Annotated in this window: 20 protein-coding genes; 11 read left to right on the top strand and 9 right to left on the bottom strand. The window is 67.3% G+C overall.

The window, feature by feature from the left end; genetic code table 11:
- Positions 1 to 41: 41 nt before the first annotated feature.
- The 6 genes from B5X90_RS03080 to B5X90_RS03055 form a co-directional block, all read right to left on the bottom strand.
- Positions 42 to 1,613, bottom strand: coding sequence for an amino acid permease (locus tag B5X90_RS03080; protein WP_079550048.1), 1,572 nt, complete (start codon positions 1,611 to 1,613; stop codon positions 42 to 44).
- Between the two features lie 163 nt (positions 1,614 to 1,776).
- Positions 1,777 to 2,187 carry a DUF779 domain-containing protein gene (locus B5X90_RS03075; RefSeq protein ID WP_079550047.1) on the bottom strand — a complete coding sequence of 137 codons (411 nt, stop codon included), beginning with the start codon at positions 2,185 to 2,187 and terminating at the stop codon, positions 1,777 to 1,779.
- A gap of 16 nt (positions 2,188 to 2,203) precedes the next feature.
- Positions 2,204 to 3,214 (bottom strand): alcohol dehydrogenase AdhP, encoded by a 1,011-nt coding sequence (gene adhP / locus B5X90_RS03070; protein WP_079550046.1) that lies wholly within the window; start codon positions 3,212 to 3,214, stop codon positions 2,204 to 2,206.
- Between the two features lie 161 nt (positions 3,215 to 3,375).
- Positions 3,376 to 4,899 carry an acetaldehyde dehydrogenase ExaC gene (locus B5X90_RS03065; RefSeq protein ID WP_079550045.1) on the bottom strand — a complete coding sequence of 508 codons (1,524 nt, stop codon included), beginning with the start codon at positions 4,897 to 4,899 and terminating at the stop codon, positions 3,376 to 3,378.
- Positions 4,900 to 5,044: 145 nt separating this feature from the next.
- Positions 5,045 to 6,424: a GAF domain-containing protein gene (locus B5X90_RS03060; RefSeq protein ID WP_079550044.1), complete on the bottom strand. Its 1,380-nt coding sequence runs from the start codon at positions 6,422 to 6,424 to the stop codon at positions 5,045 to 5,047.
- 114 nt (positions 6,425 to 6,538) lie between these two features.
- Complete coding sequence (locus B5X90_RS03055) at positions 6,539 to 7,984, bottom strand: FAD-dependent oxidoreductase (protein WP_079550043.1); 1,446 nt, start codon at positions 7,982 to 7,984, stop codon at positions 6,539 to 6,541.
- 130 nt (positions 7,985 to 8,114) lie between these two features.
- On the opposite strand from B5X90_RS03055, the gene rarD reads away from it, so the two are divergent.
- From rarD to B5X90_RS03035, 4 genes are all read left to right on the top strand, one after another.
- Complete coding sequence (gene rarD / locus B5X90_RS03050) at positions 8,115 to 9,140, top strand: EamA family transporter RarD (RefSeq protein ID WP_372702865.1); 1,026 nt, start codon at positions 8,115 to 8,117, stop codon at positions 9,138 to 9,140.
- 92 nt (positions 9,141 to 9,232) lie between these two features.
- Positions 9,233 to 9,637 (top strand): DUF7793 family protein, encoded by a 405-nt coding sequence (locus B5X90_RS03045; RefSeq protein ID WP_079550041.1) that lies wholly within the window; start codon positions 9,233 to 9,235, stop codon positions 9,635 to 9,637.
- Entirely contained in the window at positions 9,624 to 11,156 is a 1,533-nt protein-coding gene (locus tag B5X90_RS03040) for a putative bifunctional diguanylate cyclase/phosphodiesterase (RefSeq protein WP_079550040.1), read from the top strand. Before B5X90_RS03045 ends, B5X90_RS03040 begins: the two co-directional genes overlap by 14 nt.
- 65 nt (positions 11,157 to 11,221) lie before the next feature.
- Positions 11,222 to 12,043 carry a class I SAM-dependent methyltransferase gene (locus tag B5X90_RS03035; protein WP_143264636.1) on the top strand — a complete coding sequence of 274 codons (822 nt, stop codon included), beginning with the start codon at positions 11,222 to 11,224 and terminating at the stop codon, positions 12,041 to 12,043.
- Here the strand turns inward: B5X90_RS03035 and B5X90_RS03030 are convergent.
- Positions 12,010 to 12,882, bottom strand: a complete 873-nt coding sequence (locus B5X90_RS03030; RefSeq protein WP_079550038.1) for a universal stress protein — start codon at positions 12,880 to 12,882, stop codon at positions 12,010 to 12,012. The genes B5X90_RS03035 and B5X90_RS03030 overlap by 34 nt on opposite strands.
- 191 nt (positions 12,883 to 13,073) lie before the next feature.
- On the opposite strand from B5X90_RS03030, the gene B5X90_RS03025 reads away from it, so the two are divergent.
- The gene (locus tag B5X90_RS03025) at positions 13,074 to 13,856 is read left to right on the top strand and encodes an AMIN-like domain-containing (lipo)protein (RefSeq protein WP_079550037.1); all 783 of its coding nucleotides are present in this window, start codon (positions 13,074 to 13,076) and stop codon (positions 13,854 to 13,856) included.
- Between the two features lie 193 nt (positions 13,857 to 14,049).
- On the opposite strand, the gene gabT is transcribed toward B5X90_RS03025, so the two are convergent.
- Positions 14,050 to 15,414, bottom strand: coding sequence for a 4-aminobutyrate--2-oxoglutarate transaminase (gene gabT, locus B5X90_RS03020; protein ID WP_079550036.1), 1,365 nt, complete (start codon positions 15,412 to 15,414; stop codon positions 14,050 to 14,052).
- A 90-nt stretch (positions 15,415 to 15,504) separates the two neighbouring features.
- Positions 15,505 to 16,935: a gamma-aminobutyraldehyde dehydrogenase gene (locus tag B5X90_RS03015; RefSeq protein ID WP_079550480.1), complete on the bottom strand. Its 1,431-nt coding sequence runs from the start codon at positions 16,933 to 16,935 to the stop codon at positions 15,505 to 15,507.
- Between the two features lie 146 nt (positions 16,936 to 17,081).
- On the opposite strand from B5X90_RS03015, the gene B5X90_RS03010 reads away from it, so the two are divergent.
- The 6 genes from B5X90_RS03010 to B5X90_RS02990 all read left to right on the top strand — a co-directional run bounded on the left by B5X90_RS03010 (position 17,082) and on the right by B5X90_RS02990 (position 24,650).
- Positions 17,082 to 18,524, top strand: a complete 1,443-nt coding sequence (locus B5X90_RS03010) for a PucR family transcriptional regulator (RefSeq protein ID WP_079550035.1) — start codon at positions 17,082 to 17,084, stop codon at positions 18,522 to 18,524.
- A gap of 148 nt (positions 18,525 to 18,672) precedes the next feature.
- Entirely contained in the window at positions 18,673 to 19,965 is a 1,293-nt protein-coding gene (locus tag B5X90_RS03005; RefSeq protein WP_079550034.1) for an MFS transporter, read from the top strand.
- Complete coding sequence (locus tag B5X90_RS03000) at positions 19,962 to 20,642, top strand: FadR/GntR family transcriptional regulator (protein WP_079550033.1); 681 nt, start codon at positions 19,962 to 19,964, stop codon at positions 20,640 to 20,642. Before B5X90_RS03005 ends, B5X90_RS03000 begins: the two co-directional genes overlap by 4 nt.
- A 28-nt stretch (positions 20,643 to 20,670) precedes the next feature.
- Positions 20,671 to 20,802 carry a hypothetical protein gene (locus tag B5X90_RS21510; RefSeq protein WP_256860027.1) on the top strand — a complete coding sequence of 44 codons (132 nt, stop codon included), beginning with the start codon at positions 20,671 to 20,673 and terminating at the stop codon, positions 20,800 to 20,802.
- Between the two features lie 181 nt (positions 20,803 to 20,983).
- Positions 20,984 to 21,853 carry a polyphosphate kinase 2 gene (gene ppk2 / locus B5X90_RS02995; protein WP_256860026.1) on the top strand — a complete coding sequence of 290 codons (870 nt, stop codon included), beginning with the start codon at positions 20,984 to 20,986 and terminating at the stop codon, positions 21,851 to 21,853.
- A gap of 28 nt (positions 21,854 to 21,881) precedes the next feature.
- Entirely contained in the window at positions 21,882 to 24,650 is a 2,769-nt protein-coding gene (locus B5X90_RS02990; protein ID WP_256860025.1) for a cation-translocating P-type ATPase, read from the top strand.
- Positions 24,651 to 24,672: the final 22 nt, after the last annotated feature.

The following is a 24,672-nucleotide window of genomic DNA, read 5'->3' as shown; positions in this document are numbered from 1 at the left end:
GCTCCGGCGACTTCGATGCGTCGGGGCCGATCGCGCCCGGTTTAGGAGCGGGTGAGCGCGTCCTCGTGGTCCTCCGCGGGTGCTCCGGCCGCGCTGACGGCGCTTGAGGTGGCCGTACCGTTCACCGAGGCGCGGGCCTCCGCGAACTTTTCGTTCAGCCGGGAGTGGCGCTGGCCGTAGGCGAAGTAGATCGCAATACCGATCACGAGCCAGATGGCGAAGAAGATCCAGGTTTCCACGGCCAGGTTCGTCATGAGGTACAGGCACAGGACCGCAGAGACGACCGGGACCACCTTGCCGAACGGGACACGGAAGGCCGGCTTCAGGTCCGGGCGCTTCTTGCGCAGCACCAGGATGCCAAGGCTCACCATCACGAAGGCGGACAGGGTCCCGATGTTGATCATTTCCTCGAGCAGGTCCACGTTGGTCAGGCCGGCGACGAGCGCCACTCCGGCGCCGCAGATGATCTGCAGGCGGGCCGGCGTCCCCCGCACCGAGCTGGTCTTGGACAGGGAGCGCGGAAGCAGCCCGTCGCGGCTCATCGCGAGCACCACACGCGAGAGGCCCATGAGCAGCACCATGATCACGGTGGTCAGGCCCACGAGGGAGCCAAAGGCAATGACCTTGGCGGCGTCGGTATTGCCGACCGCCTCGAAAGCCGTGGTGAGCGTCGGGTTCTTGGCCTCAGCCAGCTGGGTGTAGGACACCATGCCGGTCAACGCCAGAGACACCAGGATGTACAGCACGGTCACGATCGCCAGGCCGCCGAAGATGCCGCGGGGCAGCGTCTTCTGCGGGTTCTTGACCTCTTCGGCCGAGGTGGCGACGACGTCGAAGCCGATGAAGGCGAAGAAGACCAGGGCCGCGCCGGCGAAGATCCCGAGGGTTCCGTACTGGGCAGGGGCGGCGCCGGTCAGGAAGCCGAAGAACGACTGCTTGAGGACATCCGCGGTGCCGGTGCCTCCGGTCGGCTCGGAGGCCGGGACGAACGGGGCGTAGTTCTCGAACTTCACGTACGTGAAGCCGACGACGATCACGAAGAGGACCACCGCGATCTTGATGAGCGTGAAGATGTTGCCGACGCGGGCGGAGAGCTTGGTCCCGAGGACCAGCAGCACGGTGAAGATGGCAACAATCAGGAAGGCGCCCCAGTAGAGGTCGACGCCGCCCAGGGAAATCGACGGCGGAATGTCCACGCCCATGAGCGCAAAGACTTTGCTGAGGTAGATGCCCCAGTACTTCGCAATCACGGCGCCGGCGGTGAAGAGTTCGAGGATCAGGTTCCAGCCGATGATCCACGCCAGGATCTCACCCATGGTCGCGTAGGTGAAGACGTAGGCGGAGCCTGCCACCGGGATGGCGGTGGCGAACTCGGCGTAGCACATGATCGCGAGCGCGCAGGTGACGGCGGCGATCGCGAAGGAGATCGTGACGGCGGGGCCGGCGAAGTTCGCGGCGGCCTTGGCACCGACTGAGAAGATCCCGGCGCCCACGGCAACCGCGACCCCCATGATCATGAGGTCCCACGTGCTCAGCGTGCGCTTCAGCTTGCGTCCGGGTTCATCGGCGTCGGACATGGACTGCTCGATGGATTTGGTCCGGAAAAGGTTCATTAGGAAAGTCCGCAATCTCGATAACTGGGGTGGAAACAGACCTATCCATCTTAGAGTCCATCCACTGGACGGCCCGATTTGTCCCACATAGTGAGACAAAGGCCCGGCCGGAGCCGCCGCGGAAGCTGTTCCGCGGCGGCCCCGGCCGGGCCGGGGTGTCGGGTCAGACGGGCCAGTTTTCCATCAGGGTGGAGCGGATGAGGAACCGTTTGCCTTCCGGCGCTTCCACCGAGAAGCCGCTCCCCCGGCCGGGGACGACGTCGACGGTCAGGTGCGTGTGGCTCCAGTAGTTGAACTGTTCACGCGACATCCAGAATTCCAGCGGCTGGGGCTGCAATCCGTCGGAGATGTCGAACAGTCCCAACAAGACGTCGGAGTCGCCGGTCAGGAACTCCCCCGCCGGATAGCACATGGGGGAGGACCCGTCGCAGCAGCCGCCCGACTGGTGGAACATCAAGGGACCGTGTTGTATCCAGAGCTTACGGAGCAGGTCCACGGACTCCCGCGTGAGCGCCACCCGGGAGAATTCCTCCCCGGGGCGGGTCACGGCGGCGTCGAGCTTTGCCTCCGGCATCAGAGTCCTTCCTGCATCAGAATTTCAGCACCACTCGGCCGTCGATCTTGGCGTGCTTCATCTCGTCGAGAACGGCGTTGACCTCCGAGAGTTCCCGGGTGGAAACGGTGGGGTGGATCTTGCCCTGGGCGTAGAAATCGAGGGCTTCCTGCAAATCCTGCCGGGTGCCAACAATCGAGCCGCGGACGGTCAGGCCCTTGAGCACAATCTCGAAGATCGGTGCCGGGAAATCCCCCGGCGGCAGGCCGTTGAAAACAATGGTTCCGCCGCGGCGGGCCATTCCGATCGCCTGGCCAAATGCCGACGGGTGCACAGCCGTGACCAGGACTCCATGGCAACCTCCGGTTTCGCGCTGGATGACTTCGGCGGGATCCTCGTGCAGGGCATTGACTGTCAGCTCTGCCCCGTGCTTCTTCGCCAGGGCCAGCTTGTCGTCAGCGATGTCCACCGCAGCAACCCGCAACCCCATGGCCACGGCGTACTGGACGGCGATGTGGCCGAGTCCGCCGATCCCTGAGATGGTGACCCACTGGCCCGGCCTGGCCTCGGTCATCTTCAGGCCCTTGTAGACAGTGACGCCGGCACAGAGAACCGGCGCTACCTCGACCGGGTCCGAGCCGGCGGGGATGCGGGCGGCGAAGCGGCTGTCCACGAGCATGTATTCGCCGAAGGAGCCATCCACGCTGTAGCCGGCGTTTTGTTGGGCCTCGCAGAGTGTTTCCCAGCCGGTCCGGCAGAACTGGCAGTCGCCACACGCGGACCAGAGCCACGCGTTGCCAACCAGGTCTCCGACGGCTAGATCGGTGACGCCTTCCCCGAGGGCCACGACCTCGCCCACTCCTTCGTGGCCGGGAATGAACGGCGGGGTTGGTTTTACGGGCCAGTCGCCCTGCGCTGCATGGAGGTCGGTGTGGCAGACGCCGGTAGTCAGAACCTTGACGAGCGCCTCACCCCGGCCCGGCACGGGAACGGGGAGGGTCTGGATCTGCAGGTCCTTGCCAAATTCGGTTACTACTGCGGCTTGCATTGAAGTCGTCGTTGTCGTCGTCATAGCGAAATCCTTGCGTCATCAAGCTTGGGTGTAGCTAAAAGGCAGGTGCGGTGAGCCGGCGTCCTTCCGCGTAGGCATACAGATGGAGCGGGCGGGGCGGATCACTGCCGATCCGCCCCGCCCGGGTCAATTGCGGCTTAGAAGAAGCCGAGCTTGTTTTCGTTGTAGCTGACCAGGAGGTTCTTGGTCTGCTGGTAGTGGTCCAGCATCATGGAGTGGTTCTCGCGGCCGATGCCGGAGGACTTGTATCCGCCGAACGCGGCACCGGCCGGGTAGGCATGGTAGTTGTTGACCCACACGCGGCCGGCCTGGATCTCGCGGCCGGCACGGTAGGCAACGTTGCCGTTGCGGGACCAGACGCCTGCACCGAGGCCGTAGAGGGTGTCGTTGGCGATCCCCATGGCGTCGTTGTAGTCACTGAAGCGCGTCACGGACACCACGGGGCCGAAGATCTCCTCCTGGAAGATCCGCATCTTGTTGTGGCCCTCGAAAATAGTGGGCTGCACGTAGTAGCCGCCGGCCAGGTCGCCGGACAGTTCGGCACGGGCACCGCCGGTGAGGGCCTTGGCGCCTTCCTGCTTGCCGATGTCGATGTAGGACAGGATCTTCTCCAGCTGGTCGTTGGAGGCCTGGGCGCCAAGCTGGGTTTCGGTGTCCAGCGGGTTGCCCTGGATGATCTTCTGGGTCCGGGCCAGCGCGTCGGCCATGAAGGAATCGTAGATGCCGTCCTGGACCAGGGCACGGGACGGGCAGGTGCAGACCTCGCCCTGGTTGAAGGCGAACAGCGTGAAGCCTTCAAGGGCCTTGTCGTAGAACGCGTCATTGGTGTCGGCGACGTCGTTGAAGAAGATGTTCGGGCTCTTGCCGCCAAGCTCCAGGGTGACCGGGATCAGGTTCTGGCTGGCGTACTGGCTGATCAGGCGGCCCGTGGTGGTCTCGCCGGTGAAGGCGATCTTGCGGATCCGCGGGCTGGAGGCCAGCGGTTTGCCGGCCTCGACGCCGAAACCGTTGACCACGTTGATGACGCCGGCCGGCAGGAGGTCGCTGATCAGTTCCATCAGCACCAGGATCGAGGACGGTGTCTGCTCGGCCGGCTTGAGGACGACGGCGTTGCCGGCGGCGAGGGCCGGGGCGAGCTTCCAGACGGCCATGAGGATCGGGAAGTTCCAGGGGATGATCTGGCCAACGACGCCGAGGGGCTCGTGGTAGTGGTACGCGGTGGTGTCGTCGTCGAGCTGGGACAGCCGGCCCTCCTGGGCGCGCACGGCGGAGGCGAAGTAGCGGAAGTGGTCGGCGGCGAGCGGAATGTCGGCGTTGAGGGTCTCGCGGATCGGCTTGCCGTTGTCCCAGGACTCGGCGACGGCGAGCATCTCGGTGTTCTCATCGATCCGGTCGGCAATCTTGTTCAGGATCGCGGCACGCTCGGCCACGGAGGTCTTGCCCCAGGACGGTGCAATCTTGTGGGCGGCGTCCAGCGCCAGTTCGATGTCCTCGGCGGTGCCGCGGGCCACCTCGCAGAAAGCCTTGCCGGTCACCGGGGTGATGTTCTCGAAGTACTGTCCCTTGACCGGCGCAACCCACTCGCCGCCGATCCAGTTTTCGTAGCGGTCCTTGAAGGTGACCTTCGAGCCCTCGGTTCCGGGCTGGGCGTAAACAGTCATTGCTAGCTCCTTTGCTGTGCAAGATGGGGGGCTGCAAGGCGCTTCCGGCCCCCGTTGCACCCAGCGTAGGCGCGCCAAGGTTGCAGTCAGGTTGCAACCGCAGTGAGCCAGGTCACTGGCGGGGCATTCCGCCGGTCCGCGACGGTCAGGCGCTCAGCTCGCGGTCCAGCCGTTCCAGGTCGGCGACGACGGCGGCGCGCTTGGGCGAGCGCGGTGCCAGCAGCTTCAGCGCGGCGCTGCGGACGTCGACGTCGTCCTTTGCTTCGGGCAGCGCGGCGTATTTCAGGAGCGACTCCGCGCTGCCGTCCGTCAGCAGGGCCTCGCGCATCAGCGCGGAGACCCTGGCCCGCAGTTCCACGATGCCGGGCGCCTCGGAGCGGGGCAGCACGGCGCCGCGGTAGATTTCCAGCGCTATCCGGTGGGCGCCGCGCTGCAGGCAGTCCAGGACCTGTCCGGCGTCGGGAACCAGGTCCAGCGGCAGCCGGTAGGGGCGTGATTGCGGGACGGCATCGGGGTTGATCTGCTGAAGTACCTTGCGCAGCCTCACCATCTCCGCGCGCAACGTCATAGTGGAGGCGTCCCCGGGGTACAGGAGGGCGCAAAGCTCCTCGGCATTCAGCCCCGCCGGGTGGATGCTGAGCAGGGCCAGGATCTCGCTGTGCCGGGCGGACAGGGCCACGGTGCGGCCGTCAATGCTGAGCAGGGCCTGGTCGCGGCCGAGCAGCTGGAGGCTGTTGCGGTAGAGGCTGCTGGTGCCCGGGCCGCCGGCCGTTTTCGGCGTCGAGTTCCGCCGCCTGGACTGCGAGGACTGGCCGGCGGCGGCCAGCTGCAGCCGCTCGACCCGCAGATGCGCCTGGGCCGCGGCGACCGTCGCCTCCACGAGCGACAACGTGTGCGGGGCCACGGCCGACTCCGTGCCGGTGATGTCCACAACCCCCAGCAGGGCCCCGGAATCCGGATCGTGGAATGGCACCGCCGTGCAGCTCCACGGATGCACGGAGCGTTTGTAGTGCTCGGCGCCGGAAATCTGGATTCCCCGGCCCAAGGCCAGCGCGGTGCCGGGGGCGCTGGTGCCGACCGTCGCTTCGGACCAGTCCGCGCCCGGGACGAACATCATGCCCTCGGCACGGCGCTGCAGGGCGGCGTCCCCTTCCACCCAGAGGAGCCTGCCGACCTCGTCGCCCACGGCTACCAGCATTCCGCTGTCGTGGCTGGGCAGGACAAGCAGCTTGTGGATCACGGGCATGATGGCGGCCAGGGGGTGCTGGCGGCGGTATTCTTCGAGTTCCTCGCGGTCCATGGCCAGCGGCGCCTCGGGGTTGTCCGGGTTGGCGTGCAGCCGGACGGAGCGCTGCCACGATTCCTGAATCAGGCTGCTGATCCCGGGCAGCTGCAGGCCCTCGGAGAACGCCAGCCCACGGGAGTCCAGTTGCTCATGGCCCGCGCTGGCATATTGCTGGCGCAGCGCTGCAGGTACTCCGCCTGCCGGCGGCAACAGTGCTTCGGGATGGACCAGTTTCCTCATTGAACTCCCACCGGACGGGCTCGACGGCGTGCCAAAGGCCGCCTCGTCCGGCCCAGTCTAGTTCCGCCCGCGGCGTTTGGAAACGCACCGGCCTCTGCCGCCCGCGGACTTAGGCTATCCGCGGGAAATCTCGATCATGTCCTCGCGCGGCACCACTTTGATGCGCTCCCGTTCGATGCCGTTGGCGGACTCCGCCGCGGACCACTCGGCGCCGAGGGCGAGTTCGTGGGCATCGAGCTTGATCCACCCTTCCCACGTGGTGTACTCGATGCCGCGCTCCTGGAGCAGGTCGATGATGGCCTGCGGGTCCGGGTTCTGCGCCGGCGGCAGCGTCAGCCGGTCCTCGAGCAGGAAGCCGATGGTCTCCAGCGCGTCGCCCTTGGTGTGGCCGATCAGCCCGACGGGGCCGCGCTTGATCCAGCCCGTGGCATAGATTCCGGGCACGGCGTTGCCTTCGGCGTCGAGCACCCGGCCGCCTTCGTTCGGGACGACGCCGCGGCGGGCATCGTATTCCAGCTCATCCAGCGGCGAACCGTGGTAGCCGATCGCGCGGTAGACGGCCTGGACGGGGTAGTCGAGGAACTCCCCGGTGCCCTTGACGTTCCCGGTGCCGTCCAGCTGCATGCGTTCGAACTTGATGCCGGCGACCTTGCCGGGGTTCGCGGCGTCGTCTGTTGATCCATAGATTTCGACGGGGCTGTGCAGGAAGTGCAGGTGCAGCCGGCGCGAGGACGGTTCCTCGGCCTCGGCGTGCTCCTCGACGAGCCAGTTCGTGAGGGTGTTGACCATGGTCCGGACCTGGTTGTTGCTGCGAATGGCCTCGTCCGAGGCCTCGTCGAATTCGAAGTCCTCGGGATACAGGACGATGTCCACATCCTTGGCGTGGCTGAGTTCGCGCAGCTCCAGCGGCGTGAACTTCACCTGGGCCGGGCCGCGGCGGCCAAACACGTGGACGTCGGTGACCGGCGAATCCTTCAGCGCCCGGTAGACGTTGTCCGGAATTTCGGTGACCAGGAGTTCATCGGCGTGCTTGACCAGCATGCGGGCCACGTCGAGGGCCACGTTTCCGTTGCCGATCACCGCAATCTCCTTGGCCTCCAGCGGCCAGTCCCGCGGCACGTCCGGGTGGCCGTCGTACCAGGAGACGAAGTCGGCCCCGCCGAAGGATCCCTCCAGGCCGATCCCGGGAATATCCAGGTCCGCGTCCTTGATGGCGCCGGTGGAGAAGATAACGGCGTCGTAGAACGCGCGGAAGTCATGCAGGGTCAGGTCCCGGCCATAGGTGACGTTGCCGAGGAAGCGGATGTCGCCGCGGTCGAGGACCTTGTGGAGCGCGTTGACAATGCCCTTGATCCGCGGATGGTCGGGAGCCACGCCGTAGCGGATGAGGCCGTAGGGCGCCGGATATGCCTCGAAGAGGTCGATGCTGACCTGGAAGTCGCCGTCCTTGACCTCATTGGACTTCGTCAGGATGTCCGCGGCATAGACACCGGCCGGGCCGGCGCCAACAATCGCGACACGGAGGGGACGGGAGGATGTGGATTCGGCCGAGTTGGACACCGGGAGCCCTTCTGAGTCTTAGGGACAGCGCCAGTAGATACAGCGCACAGGCCCCTATTCTAAATGTGACCGGCCCGCTCGCGCTCCGATTGGCAGGAATAGGCGCCGCGCAGGTGGTGTTATTGGTCTTGTGCCTAAGCCCGAAGGATCCTTGTCCCCCGCCCCACTGACAGCGCCGGCCGGCCCGGCCGCTGGAGCAGGGCCGGCGCCGGTCCGGCCGGCCGGGCCGGCGCCGGTGGACAAGGACACGACGGCGGGAATCCTGTTCGGTATCGGCGCCTACGGGCTCTGGGGGCTGCTGCCCCTGTACTTCTACGTCCTGCATCCGGCCGGCGCGGTCGAAATTGTCGCCAACCGGGTGGTCTGGTCGCTGCTGTTCTGCGTCCTGCTCATCACCGTCACGCGGTCCTGGCGGGTGCTGGCTGCCGCGTTCCGCGACCGCACGGTGATTGGGCCGCTGTCCATCGCCGCTGCGCTGATCGCGGTGAACTGGCTGACGTACACCTACGGCGTGACCACCGGCCAGGCCGTGGAGGCCTCGCTGGGCTACTTCATCAACCCGCTCGTCTCCGTGCTGCTGGGGGTCTTCGTCCTGAAGGAGAAGCTGCGGCCGCTGCAGTGGGCCGCCGTCGGCATCGGCTTCGTGGCCGTCGGGGTGCTCACAGTCTCCTACGGCAAGCTCCCCTGGATAGCACTGACACTCGCGCTCAGCTTTGGCCTGTACGGATTCGTCAAGAAGCGCGTGGGCCCGAGGGCGGAGGCGATCACGAGCCTCACCGTGGAGACGATCGTCCTGGCGCCCGTGGCTGCGGCCACCATGATCTTCCTCGCGGTAAGCGGGTCGGCAACTCTGGCCACAAACGGTGCGGGACATTTCTGGCTGCTGGTGGCGTCAGGCGTCATCACCGCGGTGCCCCTGCTGTTCTTCGGCGCGTCCGCCCGCCGTCTGCCGATGACCACGATCGGGCTGCTGCAGTACTTCGCGCCCGTCCTGCAGTTCATCGTGGCGCTCGTCGTGTTCAAGGAAACCATGACACCGGACCGGTGGGCCGGTTTCGGCGTCGTCTGGCTGGCGCTGCTGGTACTGACCGTGGACATGCTGCACACAGCCCGGAAGAACTCCGTGACCCGGAAACGGGCCCGCGCCACCGCCTAGGACTGCCGCCCCGGCGGGTTGGCGGCCTGCGCACCCCTGCCACTGTGCGTTAGTGTCATCATGAAGGGGACATGTCGGGGCGAAATTGAGGATTGCTGGTGCCACACGAGGATCGTGAAACTCAGGACGGGCGCGACATCTCGTCCCTGGACTTCGACAGCAACGGCATCCTGCGCCTTCAGTGGGCCCGCGGCGTGGTGATTGATGCCCCCAACGCCCAGCTGGCCATGGATCGTGTCAATGAGTTGTGCGGCGGCCGGCCCACGCCGCTGCTGATCGACATGGCCACCACGGAGTCCGTCAGCCGGGCCGCCCGGGCCGTGTTCGCCAAGCACTGCGACGCCTCGGCAATCGCACTCCTCGGCTCCTCCGCCGTGGACCGGGTCCTCGCCAACTTCTTCCTCGGCGTCAATTCCGCGCCGGTTCCCACACGCTTTTTCACCAACGGCGAAGAGGCGGTCCGCTGGCTGACCTCGCAGGGCCATGACGGGGCGTGATGATGACCGCCGCCTCGAGGAACTCGTGGACGGCATCGTCGTACTGTCCTCGGGCGATCTGTCGAACCGGCTGCCGGTCTCACCGGCCCGGGACGGGATAGACGCAGTCACCACCGGCATCAACCTGCTGGCCGAAGAGCTCCAGAGCATGTACGAGGACCTGGAAGTCCGGGTCGCCGAGCGGACCGCGCTCCTGGAGGCGGCGAAAGCCGAACTCCGGCGCGTCATCAACACCGATGAGCTGACCGGCCTGGCCAGCCGCTCGCTGCTGCAGGAAAAAGTGGCCGAAGCCGTTGCCGGGGCGGGCACGGGACGCCAGCCGGCCCTGATCCTGATGGACCTTGATTCCTTCCGGCTCATCAACGACAGTCTCGGCCACGCCGCCGGGGACGCTGTGCTGCGCGAGACGGCCCTGCGGCTTAGCGCCGCGGCCGGGCCGGGCCATTTGATCGCACGCCTCAGCGGCGATGAATTCGCGGTGCTCGTCGCGGACCAGGACACGGAGTCCGTGCTGCAGACTGCGGCCCGGCTCGGCGAATCGCTGAAGGACAGAATCGTTGCCGGCGGTGTGGCGGTCGCCCTTACGGCCGGCACGGGTGTCCGGCTGGGCGAGCCCGGCCTGCGAAGCGAGGAACTCATCCGCGATGCCGACATCGCCATGCACGAGGCCAAGAAACGCGGCAGGGACACCCTCCTGGTGTTTTCCGCGGCCATGCACGAGGCCGCCATCCAGCGGGTCCACCAGGTGGCCGAGCTGCGGACCGCACTGGCGATGGACCAGCTGGAGCTGGAGTACCAGCCCATCATGGACCTGCGCACCGGAGCGATCGCCGGCACCGAGGCCCTGATCCGCTGGCGCCACCCGGCCTTGGGCCTGCTGGGGCCGGACACCTTCCTCGACGCCGCCGACGAGGCCGGGCTCACCGTGGAAATCGGCCATTGGGTGCTCCGGAACGCCATCGCACAAACCGGCCGCTGGAAGTCCGATCCGGGGCTTCCCGCGGACTTCAGCACGCACATCAACCTCTCCCCCGCGGACCTGCACCACGTCGATCTGGCACCCTATGTCGAAGGCCTTCTGGCCCAGCACGGCGTCGAGCCCCACCATATTTCGATCGAAATCACCGAAACCGCGATCATGCGCGGCGGCCCCGAAGTGGCCGCCACCATGCAGTCGCTCAATGACCTCGGCGTCCGGATCGAGATCGACGACTTCGGCACCGGCTATTCCTCCATCAGCTACCTGCGCACGCTCCCCGCCGCGCAGGCAAAGATCGATAAGTCGCTGCTCGACGGGCTGACCACGGACCGGCAGCAGGAGACCTTCGTCGCCGCCATCCTGCAGCTGATCCACTCGGCCGGGCTGGGCGCCGTCGCCGAAGGCATCGAGGACAGGGAGCAGGCCAACAGGCTGCGGCAGCTGAACTGCGAATTCGGCCAGGGGTATTTCTTCAGCCGCCCGCTCCCGGTGGCGGCCATGACGGACCTGCTCGCGCGCAGGGACGGCGCGGTCGCGTGAGCGGACCCGTGCCGGCGGGCAGACGCAAACCAGGAACACGCAAACCAGGAACACGCGTGCACAGGGTGGCAGATACTGTCCGGCTCGCGGCCAGGGTTGCCGTGCTCTCCCTGCACCGTCCCAGCCGCCCGGACCGGCGCTGGGATGCCTTCTGGGGCGGCGTGTCGCAGGGATCCCTCCGGGAACCGGTCATCTGGGACGCCGCCCCGGGCGCGGGGAACGAAGAGATCCGGCACCACCTGCAGGTGATGGCCGGCGCGATGGACACCAGCCTTCCGGTGATCGATCTCGGCTGCGGGAACGGCACCATCACACGGCGGCTCACCGACATCTTCGCCTCGGTCCTCGGCGTCGACGTCTCACCCCAAGCCGTGGCAGCCGCGCATTCCGCGCAGCCGCAGGTCGCGGGCCTCAGTTTCCGGAGCCTGGATGCCACGCAGCCGGCCGCGGCGGCCGCCCTGGCGCGCGACCTCGGCGACGCCAACGTCTTCGTCCGCGGCGTGCTCCATGTCCTCAGCCGGCGACGGCAGGCACGCCTCGTGGGCTCCATCGAAGCGCTCCTGGGCACCCGGGGCAGGATTTACCTCGTCGAAACGAACGTCCCGGGCGGCGCCCTGAGCTATCTGCGGCAACTTGGCGCCACCGGCAAACGGATCCCGGGACCGCTCCGCCAGGCCATTGCCGCGCTGCCGAAACCGGGCCACTTCGGTGCCGGGCAACGCTCCCGCGTGTTTCCCCCGGACCGCTGGACCCTCATCGCGGAGGGCCCCACCGCCCTGAAGACGGTGCCGATGGAGGCCGGTGGACCGCCCGGCAGCATTCCAGCGTACTGGGCGGTCCTGGCCCCGAGGCCTCAGACCTCCGGCAGCGAATCCACGCGCTGGTAGTCGCGCGGGACCACGACCATGGGAACGGGGAGCGCCCGCAGCACCTTGAAAGCCGTGCTGCCGATGAACAGCTTGTACTTCTCCGCCAGGCGGGAGGACCCGACGATCATGACCTCGCCGTCGTCCCATTCCAGGTCGTCGATTGCCTCCTCAATCGTGCGCCCGTGGGCGACCTCCACGCTGACGTGGTGGCCCTCCGGCAGGCGCTGCGCCGCGGCGGACAGGATGGTGTTGGCGTGAATGTGGGCAGCGTTGACGTTCTCGCCGCCGTCCCCCTCGACGTCCAGTTCCACGAGGGAAACCAGCCGAAGCGGCACACCGCGGCGCTCGGCGGATTCGATCGCGACGTCGATCGCCGCCTCCGCTCCGACGCGCTGGCCCACGGCGAGGGTCAGGCGTGTGATGGCTTCGGTGCGGCGGTAGCCGCGCGGCACCAGCGCCACCGGGACCGGGGCGGCGTGCAGCAGGGCGTTGGCCACGTTGCCCACGGTATGGCGCTTGAACAGGCCGCTGCTGGCGGCACCCACCACGATCAGGCCGGCCCGGTACTCGAGTGCGGCCTCGATGAGGCCAGCCGCGAACGATTCTGCCTGGCGGACATGGAAGTGCGCCTCCAGCCCCTCGGGGACCAGTTCCATTCCCTGGCGTTCGGCTGAGCGGATCTTCTGCTCCGCGGCGCTGACCTGGTTTCCTTCCGGATTCATCGCCACATAGGGCGTGTGCCGATCCACCACATAGACCAGGTCGAGATGCGCTCCCTGCGCGCGGGCCATGGCCGAGGCCAAGGCAACGGCGTCCGCACCACGTTCGGTGGGTGTATAGCCGACTACGTATCGCATGTATGAACCCCTTTTGGGTCTGGGGCAGATGCCAGCTGCGCCCCGGGGGTTCCGGGCGACGTCGGCCGGTCTGCGTTCCTGCAGTGGATAGGAACGACTCTAGTCCAGCGGAACCTCAAAAGGTGGTGACTTATTACCCTGACCAGCACAATCTTCCGGACCTACGCTGGAATGGTCGAGGGGAGCGCACCATGGACGCCATGCGCAACGGACGGGCCCGGACGCGGACCGCGGGACTGGGAACCCTCACGCTCCTGCTGGTCCTGACAGGCTGCACGCCGCCGGCCCCGCAGCCCTCCGCCGGCAGCCAGCCGCCGTCGCAGTCGCCCACCGCCTCCGCAGGCCCGACCGCCAGCCCGTCGCCGTCAGCAACCGGGGATGCCGACGAAACGGCACCGCCGCAGCCGGGCGACAAGGTGATCTCCTCCACGGTCACCCACGACTGGTCCGTGCCGGGGCCGACCACCCCGTTCCACACGGACCACAAGAACCCTGTGCCGATCGCGCCCCCGCCGGCGGCACCGCTGCCGACGCTGTCCGCCATCGGCGCGGGACAGCACCCTTCCGACGCGCCCCCGTACGACCAGTTGAGCTTCCGGTTCAGCGGCGGCTTCCCCAGCTACGACGTCGAAATGGTCCCCGAACTCGTCGACGACGGCAGCGGCCTGCCGATCCCGATGCCCGGCACGGGAACCCTCCTCGAGGTGACCTTCCGCGGGGCCCAGTCGCACACCGCGGACGGCGCGGCCAGCACCGTGACCAGTGCGCCGCCACCGGCAATCGGATACGAGGCGCTCACCAGCTACGCGCCGGCCGGGGACTTCGAGGGCGTGCTGAGCTACGGAATCGGCGTCGGCCGTCCGATGGGCACGATTCCGGAGACTAAGGTGCGGGTCACTGAGGTGGAGAAGATCGAGCAGGGCCAGCACCTGTACGTGGTCGCGATCCAGCTGGACTCGACCGCCTGGAAGTAGGGCCGGATGCCGGGCCGGTTGCAGAGCCGGATGCAGGGTCGAAAAAACCAGGCGAAAAAACAGCGGAAACAGCGGAAACAGCGGAGGAGCCGCGGACAAGGTGTCCGCGGCTCCTCCGCTGTGTCGTGCGTTTTCGGGTAGCGCCGGCTCGCCGGGAAAGGATCGCCTTCCCGGCAGCTCACTGGGCCGTGGGCTAGGCGTTGGCCTTGATGGCCGCGGCCAGGACCCCGAGTCCGTCCAGCAGCAGCTCGTCGCTGATGACCAGCGGCGGCAGCAGCCGGATGACGTTGCCGTAGGTGCCGCAGGTGAGGATGATGACACCCTCCTTGAGGCAAGCTGCGGCGACGGCCTTGGTCAGCTCCGGGTTCGGCTCCTTGGAACCGGCCTGGACGAGTTCAATGGCCAGCATGGCGCCGCGGCCGCGGACGTCACCAATCACCGAACTGTCAGAAAGTTCGGTTGCGAGTTCGCGCAGCTTGCCGAGGGCGATCTCTTCAATGTGCTTGGCTCGGCCGTTGAGGTCGTACTGCTCCATCGAGCCGATCGAGGCCAGTGCTGCCGCGCACGCCACCGGGTTGCCGCCGTAGGTGCCGCCGAGGCCGCCCGGGTGGACGGCGTCGAGGAGGTCGGCGCGGCCCGTGATGGCGGAGAGCGGCATGCCGCCGGCGATGCCCTTGGCCATGGTGATGATGTCCGGGACAACACCTTCGTGGTTCACGGCGAACCATTCGCCGGTGCGGCAGAAGCCGGACTGGACTTCGTCGGCGATGAACACGATGCCCTTGTCCTTGGCCCAGTCTGCCAGCGCGGGCAGGAACCCGTCAGCGGGGACAATGAAGCCGCCCTCGCCCTGGATGGGTTCGATGATGATCGCGGCAACCTGCTCGCCGCCGATCTGCTTCTCGATCATGGTGATGGCGCGCTTGGCGGCCTCGGCACCGGTGATCTCCGGGTTTTCCTCGCGGAACGGGTAGCTCATCGGCATGCGGTAGACCTCGGGCGCGAACGGGCCGAAGTTGGTCTTGTACGGCATGGCCTTAGCGGTCAGCGCCATGGTCAGGTTGGTGCGGCCGTGGTAGGCGTGGTCGAATGCGACGACGGCGTCCCGGCCGGTGGCCAGGCGGGCCACCTTGACGGCGTTTTCGACGGCCTCGGCGCCGGAGTTGAACAGCACCGTGCGCTTTTCGTGGTCGCCCGGGGTGAGGCGGTTCAGCTGCTCGGCGACGGCGACATAGCCCTCGTACGGCGTGACCATGAAGCAGGTGTGGGTGAAGTGCTCCACGGCTTCCTTCACGGCACCGACGACGGCCGGGTCCGAGGCGCCGACGCTCGTCACCGCGATGCCGGAGCCGAGGTCGATGAAGGAGTTGCCGTCGACGTCGTGGATGATGCCGCCGTCGGCGTCGGCCACGAAGACCGGGACGCTGGAGGCGACGCCAGCGGCGACCACCGCCTTGCGGCGCTCGGTCAGGGCGACGGACTTGGGGCCCGGGAAGTCGGCCTGGACGCGGCGCTTCTGCTCGAGCCGGTAGGTAATGTCATGTGCCGTGGTGGTCATGGGAAAGCCTTTCTAAGCGTGCGGTTGAGCGCGCGAGTTATGCGTCAGGTTGAGTTAGCTGCGTTATGCGCCTGGGTTTATGCGCCTGCGTTATGCGTCCAACGCAGACATGACGTGCTTGATGCGGGTGTAGTCCTCGACGCCGTACATGGACAGGTCCTTGCCGTAGCCGGACTGCTTGAAGCCACCGTGCGGCATCTCGGCCGTGAGCAGGATGTGCGTGTTGATCCAGACCGCACCGAAGTCGAGATCGCGGCTCAGGCGCATGGCGGTGCCGTGGTTGGTCGTCCAGACGCTGGAGGCCAGGGCGTAGTCGACGTCGTTCGCCAGCTCCACTGCCTCGTCCTCGGTGCTGAACTTCTGCACCGTGATGACTGGGCCGAAGGTTTCCTTCTGGACAATGTCATCACTCTGCTTGGCGCCCGTGACAATGGTGGGCTCAAAGAAGAAGCCCTTCTCGCCCGCGCGGTGGCCGCCGGTCTCGATCTTGCAGTTGGCAGGCAGGTGCTCGACAACGGAGGTGACCGCGTTGAAGTGGTTGACGTTGTTCAGCGGGCCGAAGTAGTTGTCTTCGTCGTTCTGCGAACCCGTGTGCAGGGTCTTGGTGTGCTCCACCATGGCGGCGACGACGTCGTCGTGCACCGAATCCTGGACCAGGACCCGGGTAATCGCCGTGCAGTCCTGCCCGGCGTTGAAGAAGGCGAACTCGGCAATCGCCGCGGCGCTCTTCTTGATGTCGGCGTCGGCGAACACAATCGCCGGGGCTTTGCCGCCGAGTTCCAGGTGGGCGCGCTTGAGTCCCTTGGCGGCACCGGAGGCGACGGCGATGCCGGCGCGGACGGAACCGGTGATGGAGACCAGGCCAGGGACCTTGTGCTCCACCATCATGGCACCGGTTTCGCCGGTGCCCAGGACCACGTTCAGGACGCCGGCGGGGAAGATCTCGCCGGCGAGCCGGGCCAGCACCAGGGTGGATTCCGGGGTGGTGTCGGAGGGCTTGAGGACCACGGTGTTGCCGGCGGCCAGGGCCGGCCCGATCTTCCAGATGGCCATGAGGAACGGGTAGTTCCACGGGGCCACCTGCGCCACAACGCCGATCGGCTCGCGGCGCACGTAAGAGGTGTGGCCTTCGAAGTATTCGCCGGCGGACTTGCCTTCCATGATGCGGGCCGCACCTGCGAAGAAGCGCAGCTGGTCGGCGCCCGCGGCCACTTCCTCAGAGGCGATCAGCGAGCGGACCTGGCCGGTGTTGCGGTGCTGGGCCTCGACGAGCTCATCGCTGTTGGCCTCGACGGCATCCGCGAGCTTGAGCAGCATGAGCTGCCGCTGCCCGGGCGTGGTGTGCTTCCAGGTCTTGAAGGCGTCCTTGGCTGCCGCCATGGCGGCGTCGACGTCGGCCTGCACCGAGATCGGCGACTGCGCGACCACGTCACCGTTGGTGGGGTTCACGATGGGCAGCAATCCTGTGCCAGCGGGCGTGACAAACTCGCCGTTGATGAAGTTCTGCAAGGTTTGAACCACGGTGTACAACCTCTTTCTTACTGCCAATGACGGATGTGTGACTGGTCACGAGCCTATGCCAGCAGGCCAAGGCAGGGAATAGGCACCTGCACACCATCCCCGCAGAACTTTAGTGCGCTTGACCAGCACCCGGCTATCCTGTATCCATGGCCATTTCACTCGCAGCCCTACTGGGAGTTCCGTCCCTGAATCTCACCAAGGCCGGACTCGCTGAAACCACGTGGCACCAGGACATTCTGTGGGTGGCCGTCACCGAGCAGGAGGATCCGCAGCGGTTCCTCAATGGCGGCGAACTGATCCTGACCACCGGGATGCGGCTCAAGAGTGCCGCGGAGCAGCGGCGGTTCGTGCGTCAGGTCCAGCGGGCAGGCGCGGTGGGCATCGGGTTCGGGGTCGGCCTGACGCACGACGCCGTTCCGCCGGCCCTGATCGCCGAAGCCAACCGGTGGGGGCTGCCGGTGGTGGAAGTGCCCTACGAGACGCCTTTCATCGCGATCGGAAAGCTCGTGGCCGACGCCCAGTCCGCGGACCACCTGGTCAAGCTTGAGCGGCTCATCGCCGGGCACCAGATCCTGGCCCGTGCGCTCCTGACCGGCGGCGGCCTGGCCGAGCTCCTGAAACACCTGGGGTCGATGCTGCGCACCGAGATCGTCCTGACCCAGTTCACCGCCCAGCTGTACAACAGCGTCGCCGGCCACCCGGCACCCAAGGCCGAGGGCTGGGCGTCCTATCCCATCCCCACGGGACGCCGCGACGCCTGCACCCTGTGGGTGAAGCAGCCGTTCGAGGACACGGGCATCGTGGGCTACGCCCAAAACCTGATCAGCGTTGAGCTCAACAACATGGTCAAACAGCGGCAGGCGCAGCGGGCGCTGGCGGGCCAGGTCCTCGACGACGTCATCCACGGGACGCTGGAGGCGTCCGAAGCCACCCGGCGCCTGGCCGGCGTCGGCATTAACAGCACCCGCAAGAACGTGGTCCTGCTCGCCGAATCGGCCGCCCACCAGAAACAGCTGGGCAGCTCTTCGCTGCCCCAGCCGCTTGCCGCGGCGGTCGGCTCCGTCGTCGGGAAGGACCTCGTGGTGGTGGTGGCCGACGACGGCAGCGGCGCAAGCGCCCTGGCCCGCAGCCTCAGCGACCACCTCGCCGAGGCCGGGATCCATGCCACGATCGGCATAGGCGGGGCGTACACCAAGCCCAACGGCCTGCGCTGGAGCTATTTCGAGGCCCGCGACGCGGCCAGCCACGGGCTGCCCGTCAACGAGCCCGAGCGGCTGAGCCTGACCTCGTTGCTGCTCGCGAGCGAGGACGTTCCGCTGGCGGACATGGCCAACGAATCGCTGAACCCGCTGCGGGCCTTCGACGCTGCGCACGGCGCCGAACTCATGGCCACGCTGGAAAGCTACCTCGGCAACAACGGCTCGGTGGCGGCCGTCGCCGAGGAACTGACGCTGCACCGCAATACGGTCCGCTACCGGCTGGCACAGATCACCGAACTCACCGGATACGACCCCGCGCAGACGGCGGACCGGGTGCAGCTCTGGCTTGCGCTCGCGGTGCAGCGGCTCAGCGCCCGGCACCCGCGTTGACCACCCAAGCAACGCGGGGTCACTTAGCGCCCATTCCGGGCCGCACTATGGGCGCTAAGTGACCCCGTGTTGCTGTTCGGCGGGTCACTTGCCGAGATATTCGCCACTAAAGGCTGAGTCCCAAACATCAAACGTCTAACCTTTAGCTATGGCTAGCAGCTCGGCGGTTTCCGCACTTTCCCAGACAGCTCCACCCGGCGGGGTCCGCCCGCGGGGCGTGATCGTGGCCGGCGTCGTGGCGCTCGTGCTCATCGGGCTCAACCTGCGCGCCGGCATCACCGGCGCCGCCGCGCTTTTCCACGACCTGCAGGCTGTCCTGGGCTACGGCCCGCTGATCGCGGCACTGCTCCCCTCGATCCCCACACTGTGCTTCGCGGTGGCCGGAGCTGCCACGTCCTGGCTCACCCGGCAGCTCGGGCTGGAAAAAGCCATCCTGCTCTCCCTCGTGATGCTGGCGGCCGGACTGCTGCTCCGCGGCGTCCCGTCCACCGGGATGCTGCTGGCCGGCACCGTGGCGGGGATGTCCGGGCTGGCCATTTGCAACGTGGCCATGCCCTCCTTCATCCGGGTGCACTTCGCGGACCGCACGTCCCTCATGACCGCCGTCTACACGCTGACCATGACCACAGGCGCCACCGCCACCGCCGTGCTGATCGTTCCGGTGGCCCAAGCCCTGGGCTCGCCGTCGGCGGGCGTCGGCGCGATCGGTTTCCTGGCCCTCGGGGCGTGCCTCGGCTTCCTCCCGATCGCGGTGCACGCCCACCGCAACGCGTCAGGGACCAAGGCTGCCCGGGTCTCGCCATGGCCCCTGCTGCGGACCCGCACGGGCGCGCTGATCACCCTCGGCTTCACGGTGCAGGCGCTCCTGGCCTATGCCGTGCTCAGCTGGTTCCCCTACATGCTGGCCACCATGGGCCTCACCGCCTCCGACAGCGGGCTCATGTTCGGACTCATGCAGCTTGTCTCCGTCCCCGCCGGCATGGTGCTGGTGGCCATCGGCTCACGCCCCCGGATGCTGCGGACGGCGTTCTACCTTGCCACCGTGACCATGGCCCTGGGCATCCTGGCCATGCTGGTCCTGCCCCCTGCCTGGTCTCCCCTGACCGCTGTGCTGGTGGGCTTCGGCCTGGGCATCTTCCCGCTGGTCATGGTGATGATCAGCCGCAGCGGCCGCACCACGGCCGAGACCACCGCGCTGTCCACCGTGGCCCAGTCCGCCGGGTATCTGCTGGCGACTCTCGGCCCGTTCGGCATGGGCCTGTTGCACAGCGCCACCAATTCCTGGACGCTGCCGTTGGCCCTGCTGCTGGCCGTGGCCCTCGGCCAGATCGCGGTGGGCCACCTCCTCTCGGCGGGACCGAAGGAACTGCGGGCCAAGGAACTGGCGGCCAAAAAGCTGCGCGCCGCCGTCTCGCACCCCTCGGAAGGAACCCGGCGATGACACTCACAGCCTCGCACCGGCCACCGCTGGCGGAGGAAATCACTGCCAAGCTGCGGGCCCTGATCCACTCGGGCGAGTGGCCGCTGCAGCAGCGCATTCCGGCCGAACCTGAGCTGATGGCCGGCTTCGGGGTCTCCCGTGGCACCCTGCGCGAGGCCATCAAAGCCCTGGCCCACAGCGGAATGCTCGAGGTCCGCCGCGGGGACGGCACGTACGTCCGCGCCACAAGCGAGATCGCAGGCGCCACGCAGCGGATGTATGAGGACCACTCCCAGGAGCACATCCTCGAGGTCCGGGTCGGGCTGGACACCCAGGCGGCCCGGCTCGCTGCACGGCACGCGACGGCCGAGGACCTCACCGCCCTGCGCGGTTTGCTCGCCGCCCGCCGTGCCGCCTGGCTCGCCGAGGACTACGCCGCGTGGGCCCGGGCAGACTGGGACTTCCATGCGCGCGTGGCGCAGGCGTCCGCCAACCCGCTGCTGCATGAGCTGTATGTCAGTTTCGGCAGCGTCTTCCACAATGACCTGCTCCGCCAGCAGCGTCGGGGAGGCTTCAACGGCCTGCCGCACGAGGGCCACGACGAACTCGTGGCCGCGATTGCCGCCCGCGACGAGGCGGCCGCCGTCGAAAGCGTCACCCGTAACCTGAATTCCTGCGCGGAATGGCTCCAGGAGTAACCCAAGGCTTTCCCAAGGTGCGCGGAAGATGCTCTGTCTCAGTGACGGCCACCACCCGCGCACCGGCCTCGCAGCCAGGCGGGTTCCCGTCATCATCGGCGTCAGCGCCGAGTCCGGACGGCCGGCCCCTGCGCCCAGCAGCAGGGGCCGGCTCGGCTGAGACGCCAGGTTCCGCGGGCGCCCATTAGGGTCTTAGTGCCGTAGACCCGACCCCAGCCGCGGTCAACACTAGGAATGGCAGGACGCCGCACGAGGGTGCCCGCGACAAGTGCAGCTGCGCCCCCGTCCCCGGCCGAGGTGCCGGCCTCGTTGGATGACAGTCCCGCCGGTGTCGCAGTGTTGTGGTTTACCTCAGCAAGTACGTCGCGAGGAGGTCGATGGTGGGCAAGAAGAAGAAAAAGTCCAAGGGCTCCGACGCAGAGGACGAGCGCGCCGGGAAGAAGATGCCCCGCAAGAAGTACGAAGCGGAGATGGCCGTCCTGCAGGGTGAACTGGTCGCCATGCAGGAGTGGGTGAAGTCCACCGGAGCCAAGATCTGCATCGTCTTCGAAGGCCGCGACACTGCCGGCAAGGGCGGCACGATCAAGCGCATCGTCGAACGGGTGAGCCCCCGGGTGTTCCGCGTGGTCGCACTCCCCACCCCGACCGAGCGGGAGAAGTCCCAGATGTACCTCCAGCGCTACATGTCCCACTTCCCGGCGGCAGGCGAGGTGGTCATCTTCGATCGCAGCTGGTACAACCGTGCGGGCGTCGAGCGGGTGATGGGTTTCTGCACCCCGGAACAGACCCAGAGGTTCCTCGACATGACCCCGATGGTGGAGAAGGCGATGGTCGACTCCGGCATCATCCTGCTCAAGTACTGGCTTGAGGTCAGTGCGGACGAGCAGACCCGGCGGCTCGAGAGCCGCATGGATGATCCCCGCAAGACCTGGAAACTCTCTCCGATGGACCTGAAGTCCTACAAACGGTGGTACGACTACTCCCGGGCCCGGGACGCGATGTTCGAGGCGACCGACACCGCCTGGGCACCGTGGTACACCGCGAACAATGACATCAAGAAGCGCGGCCGGCTCAACGTCATCAGCCATATTCTCAGCCAGGTGCCCTACGAGCCGTACCCGGGGCTCGACGTTGAGCTCCCCAAGCGCCAGAAGGCCGGCGGTTACACCGAGCCGGCACTGCCCGTGCGGCACATCCCCACCCCGTTCTAAGCAGCGCCCCGGCGATGAGGAGGAAGTCATGAGCGACGATCCCGGAGCAGTAGCTGGGGTGGCCCCGGCGGAGGCAGACGCGAGCTGGTACGCGCTGGCACCGGCTGAAGTGGCGGCCGAGCTGAAGGTGGATCCGGCTGGCGGGTTGAGCACGGGAGAGGCGCAGCAGCGGCTGCAGGAGTACGGTCCGAACGCCCTGGCCGCCGCAAAGCAGGAGCCCGTGTGGAAACGGTTCTTCAAGCATTATCAGGACTACATGCAGATCGTCCTTGTGGTCGCCGCCCTGGTCAGCTTGCTGATCGCGGAATACGGAACCGCCATTGGGCTCGCCCTGCTGACGCTGTTCAACGCGTGGCTGGGGTACCACCAGGAGGGCAAGGCCGAAGAAGCCGCCGCTTCCCTGGGGCAGATGATGAAGGCCATGGCCAAGGTGCGCCGCGACGGTGACGTTGTGGAGCTCCCCGCCGAACAGATTGTCCCAGGCGACATCGTGGTGGTTGATGCCGGTGACCGCGTCCCCGCCGACGGCCGGATCATCCTGGCGGCAACCCTCCAGATCGAGGAGGGCGCCCTGACCGGGGAGAGCGTCGCCGTCGAGAAGGACACCGAGACCATCGGCCGGCACGACGTCGGCATCGGCGACCGCCTGAACATGGCGTTCATGAACACGAACGTGACGCGGGGCCACGGCGAAATCCTCGTCACCACCACCGGCATGGGCTCGGAGGTCGGCCACATCGCCCACATGCTGTCCGGGCAGAAAGTGGAGAAAACCCCGCTCACCAAGCAGGTGGACCGGCTCACCATCTTCATCATCATCGCGGCCCTCTTCGCGTTTATCGCCATCGTCGTGATGGGCCTGGCCTCCGGCGAGTCCTTCGCGGTGCTCTTCGGGATCGGCGTGGCGCTGGCCGTCGGCTCCATCCCGGATGCGCTGCCCGCCGTCGTCACAACCATCCTGTCCGTCGGGTCGGTCAACATGGCCAAGAAGAACGCCATTATGAAGGTCCTCCCGGCGGTCGAGACCCTGGGCTCCACCTCGGCCATCAATTCGGACAAGACCGGCACCCTGACCCTGAACCAGATGACGGTCCGCGAGATCACCACCGTGCAGCACCACTACACCGTCAGCGGTGAGGGCTACAGCTTCGACGGCCAGATCCAACGGACCACCGGGGACGCCGAACGGGACCTGGACTACGTGATGTTCTCCTGCGCCTTGTGCAACGACTCCGATATCAACGACGGCGAGGTGGTCGGGGACCCCACCGAGGCCGCACTCTACGTGCTCGCGCAGAAAGGCGGCGTGGACGTCAGGGAATTCCGCCGGAACAACCCCCGCGTGGCGTCCGTACCGTTCGATTCCGACTACAAGTTCATGGCCACGTTCCACCGGATGCCGGGGGCCGATGGCAGGCCCGTGATCCGCGCCTACGTCAAGGGGGCACCCGACGTGCTCCTGAGCAGGTCCTCGTTCGGCCGGATGCCGGGCGGCCACGCCGAGCGCCTCACCGACGAAATGCGGGGGAAGGTGCTTGCCGAGAACGATCGCATCGCCAGCCAGGGCAGGCGGGTGCTCGCCCTGGCGCAGCGCGAGTTCGACCCGGCGACGTTCCAGCCGTCGGGCGACCTGATGGCACTGATGCAGGACCTGGAGATCTCCGCGCTGGTCGGCGAGGTTGACCCGCCGCGCGCCGAGGCGGTGGCCGCCATCGCCAAGGCAAAACACGCCGGCATCCGGGTCCGGATGATCACCGGCGACCACGCCGTCACCGCTGCGGCAATCGCCGACGAACTGGGCATCAGGGGCCGCGCGGTGACCGGGGCCGAGTTCGCGGCGATGAGCGACGCGGAGGCCGACAGCCAGGTGGACGGCATCGGCGTGATCGCCCGTGTCGCCCCCGAACACAAGGTACGGCTGGTCGAGGTGCTCAAGCGCAAGGGCAACATCGTCGCCATGACCGGCGACGGCGTGAACGACGCGCCGGCGATCGCGGCCGCCGACATCGGGATCGCGATGGGCATCACCGGCACCGACGTCGCCAAGGGCGCGGCCAAGATGATCCTGGCCGACGACAACTTCGCCACCATCGTGGCCGCGGTCGAAGAGGGCCGGCTCGTGTACGACAACCTGCAGAAGTTCATCCGGATCCAGGTCGCCAACCTGTTCATGTTCATTCTGGCGTTCATCGGATCTTCGGCCTTCGCCATAGCCGGCACGGCCCTGCTCAGCCCGGCCCAGGTGCTGTGGATCCACATGGCGATCGTCGCCCCCATTGGGGCGGTGATGGGCCTGGATCTCGCAACGCCGGGCATCATGGACCGCAAACCACGGCCCTTCAACCAGCCGATCCTCGTCCGGTCGATGATGGTGCGCCTGTTCGTCGTCGGGCTTTTCATGGCGGCCGCGACACTGATCCTCGTGCAGATCGGCAAGACCACCTACGGCTCACTGGAGATCGGCCAGACCATGGCCGTGGTGGGGCTGGGGCTGATGAACATCTTCGTGGCGCTCAATCTGCGTTACCCGACCGAGAGCGCCTTCGGGCCCGCCACGGTGTCCAACCCGAAGCTGCTCTGGGCGTTCGCGTGGGCCGTCCTCGGCTCCATGCTGATCACCCAGATGAAGGTGATGCAGGACCTGTTCGGGACGCTGCCGCTCACCGGCCAGCAGTGGCTACTCTGCCTGGTGCCGGGCGTGGTGCTGCTGTTCCTCGGTGAACTCTTCAAGATCATCCTGCGGGCCCGGCAATCGAAGGGCCAGGCCGCAGTCTCAGCTCCCCCCGTTCCGGCGTGAGAGTGCCGTTCCGGCGTGAGTG

The organism is Arthrobacter sp. 49Tsu3.1M3 (assembly GCF_900168135.1).
Lineage (GTDB): Bacteria > Actinomycetota > Actinomycetes > Actinomycetales > Micrococcaceae > Arthrobacter.
This window is presented reverse-complemented; position numbering and strand designations above follow the sequence as displayed.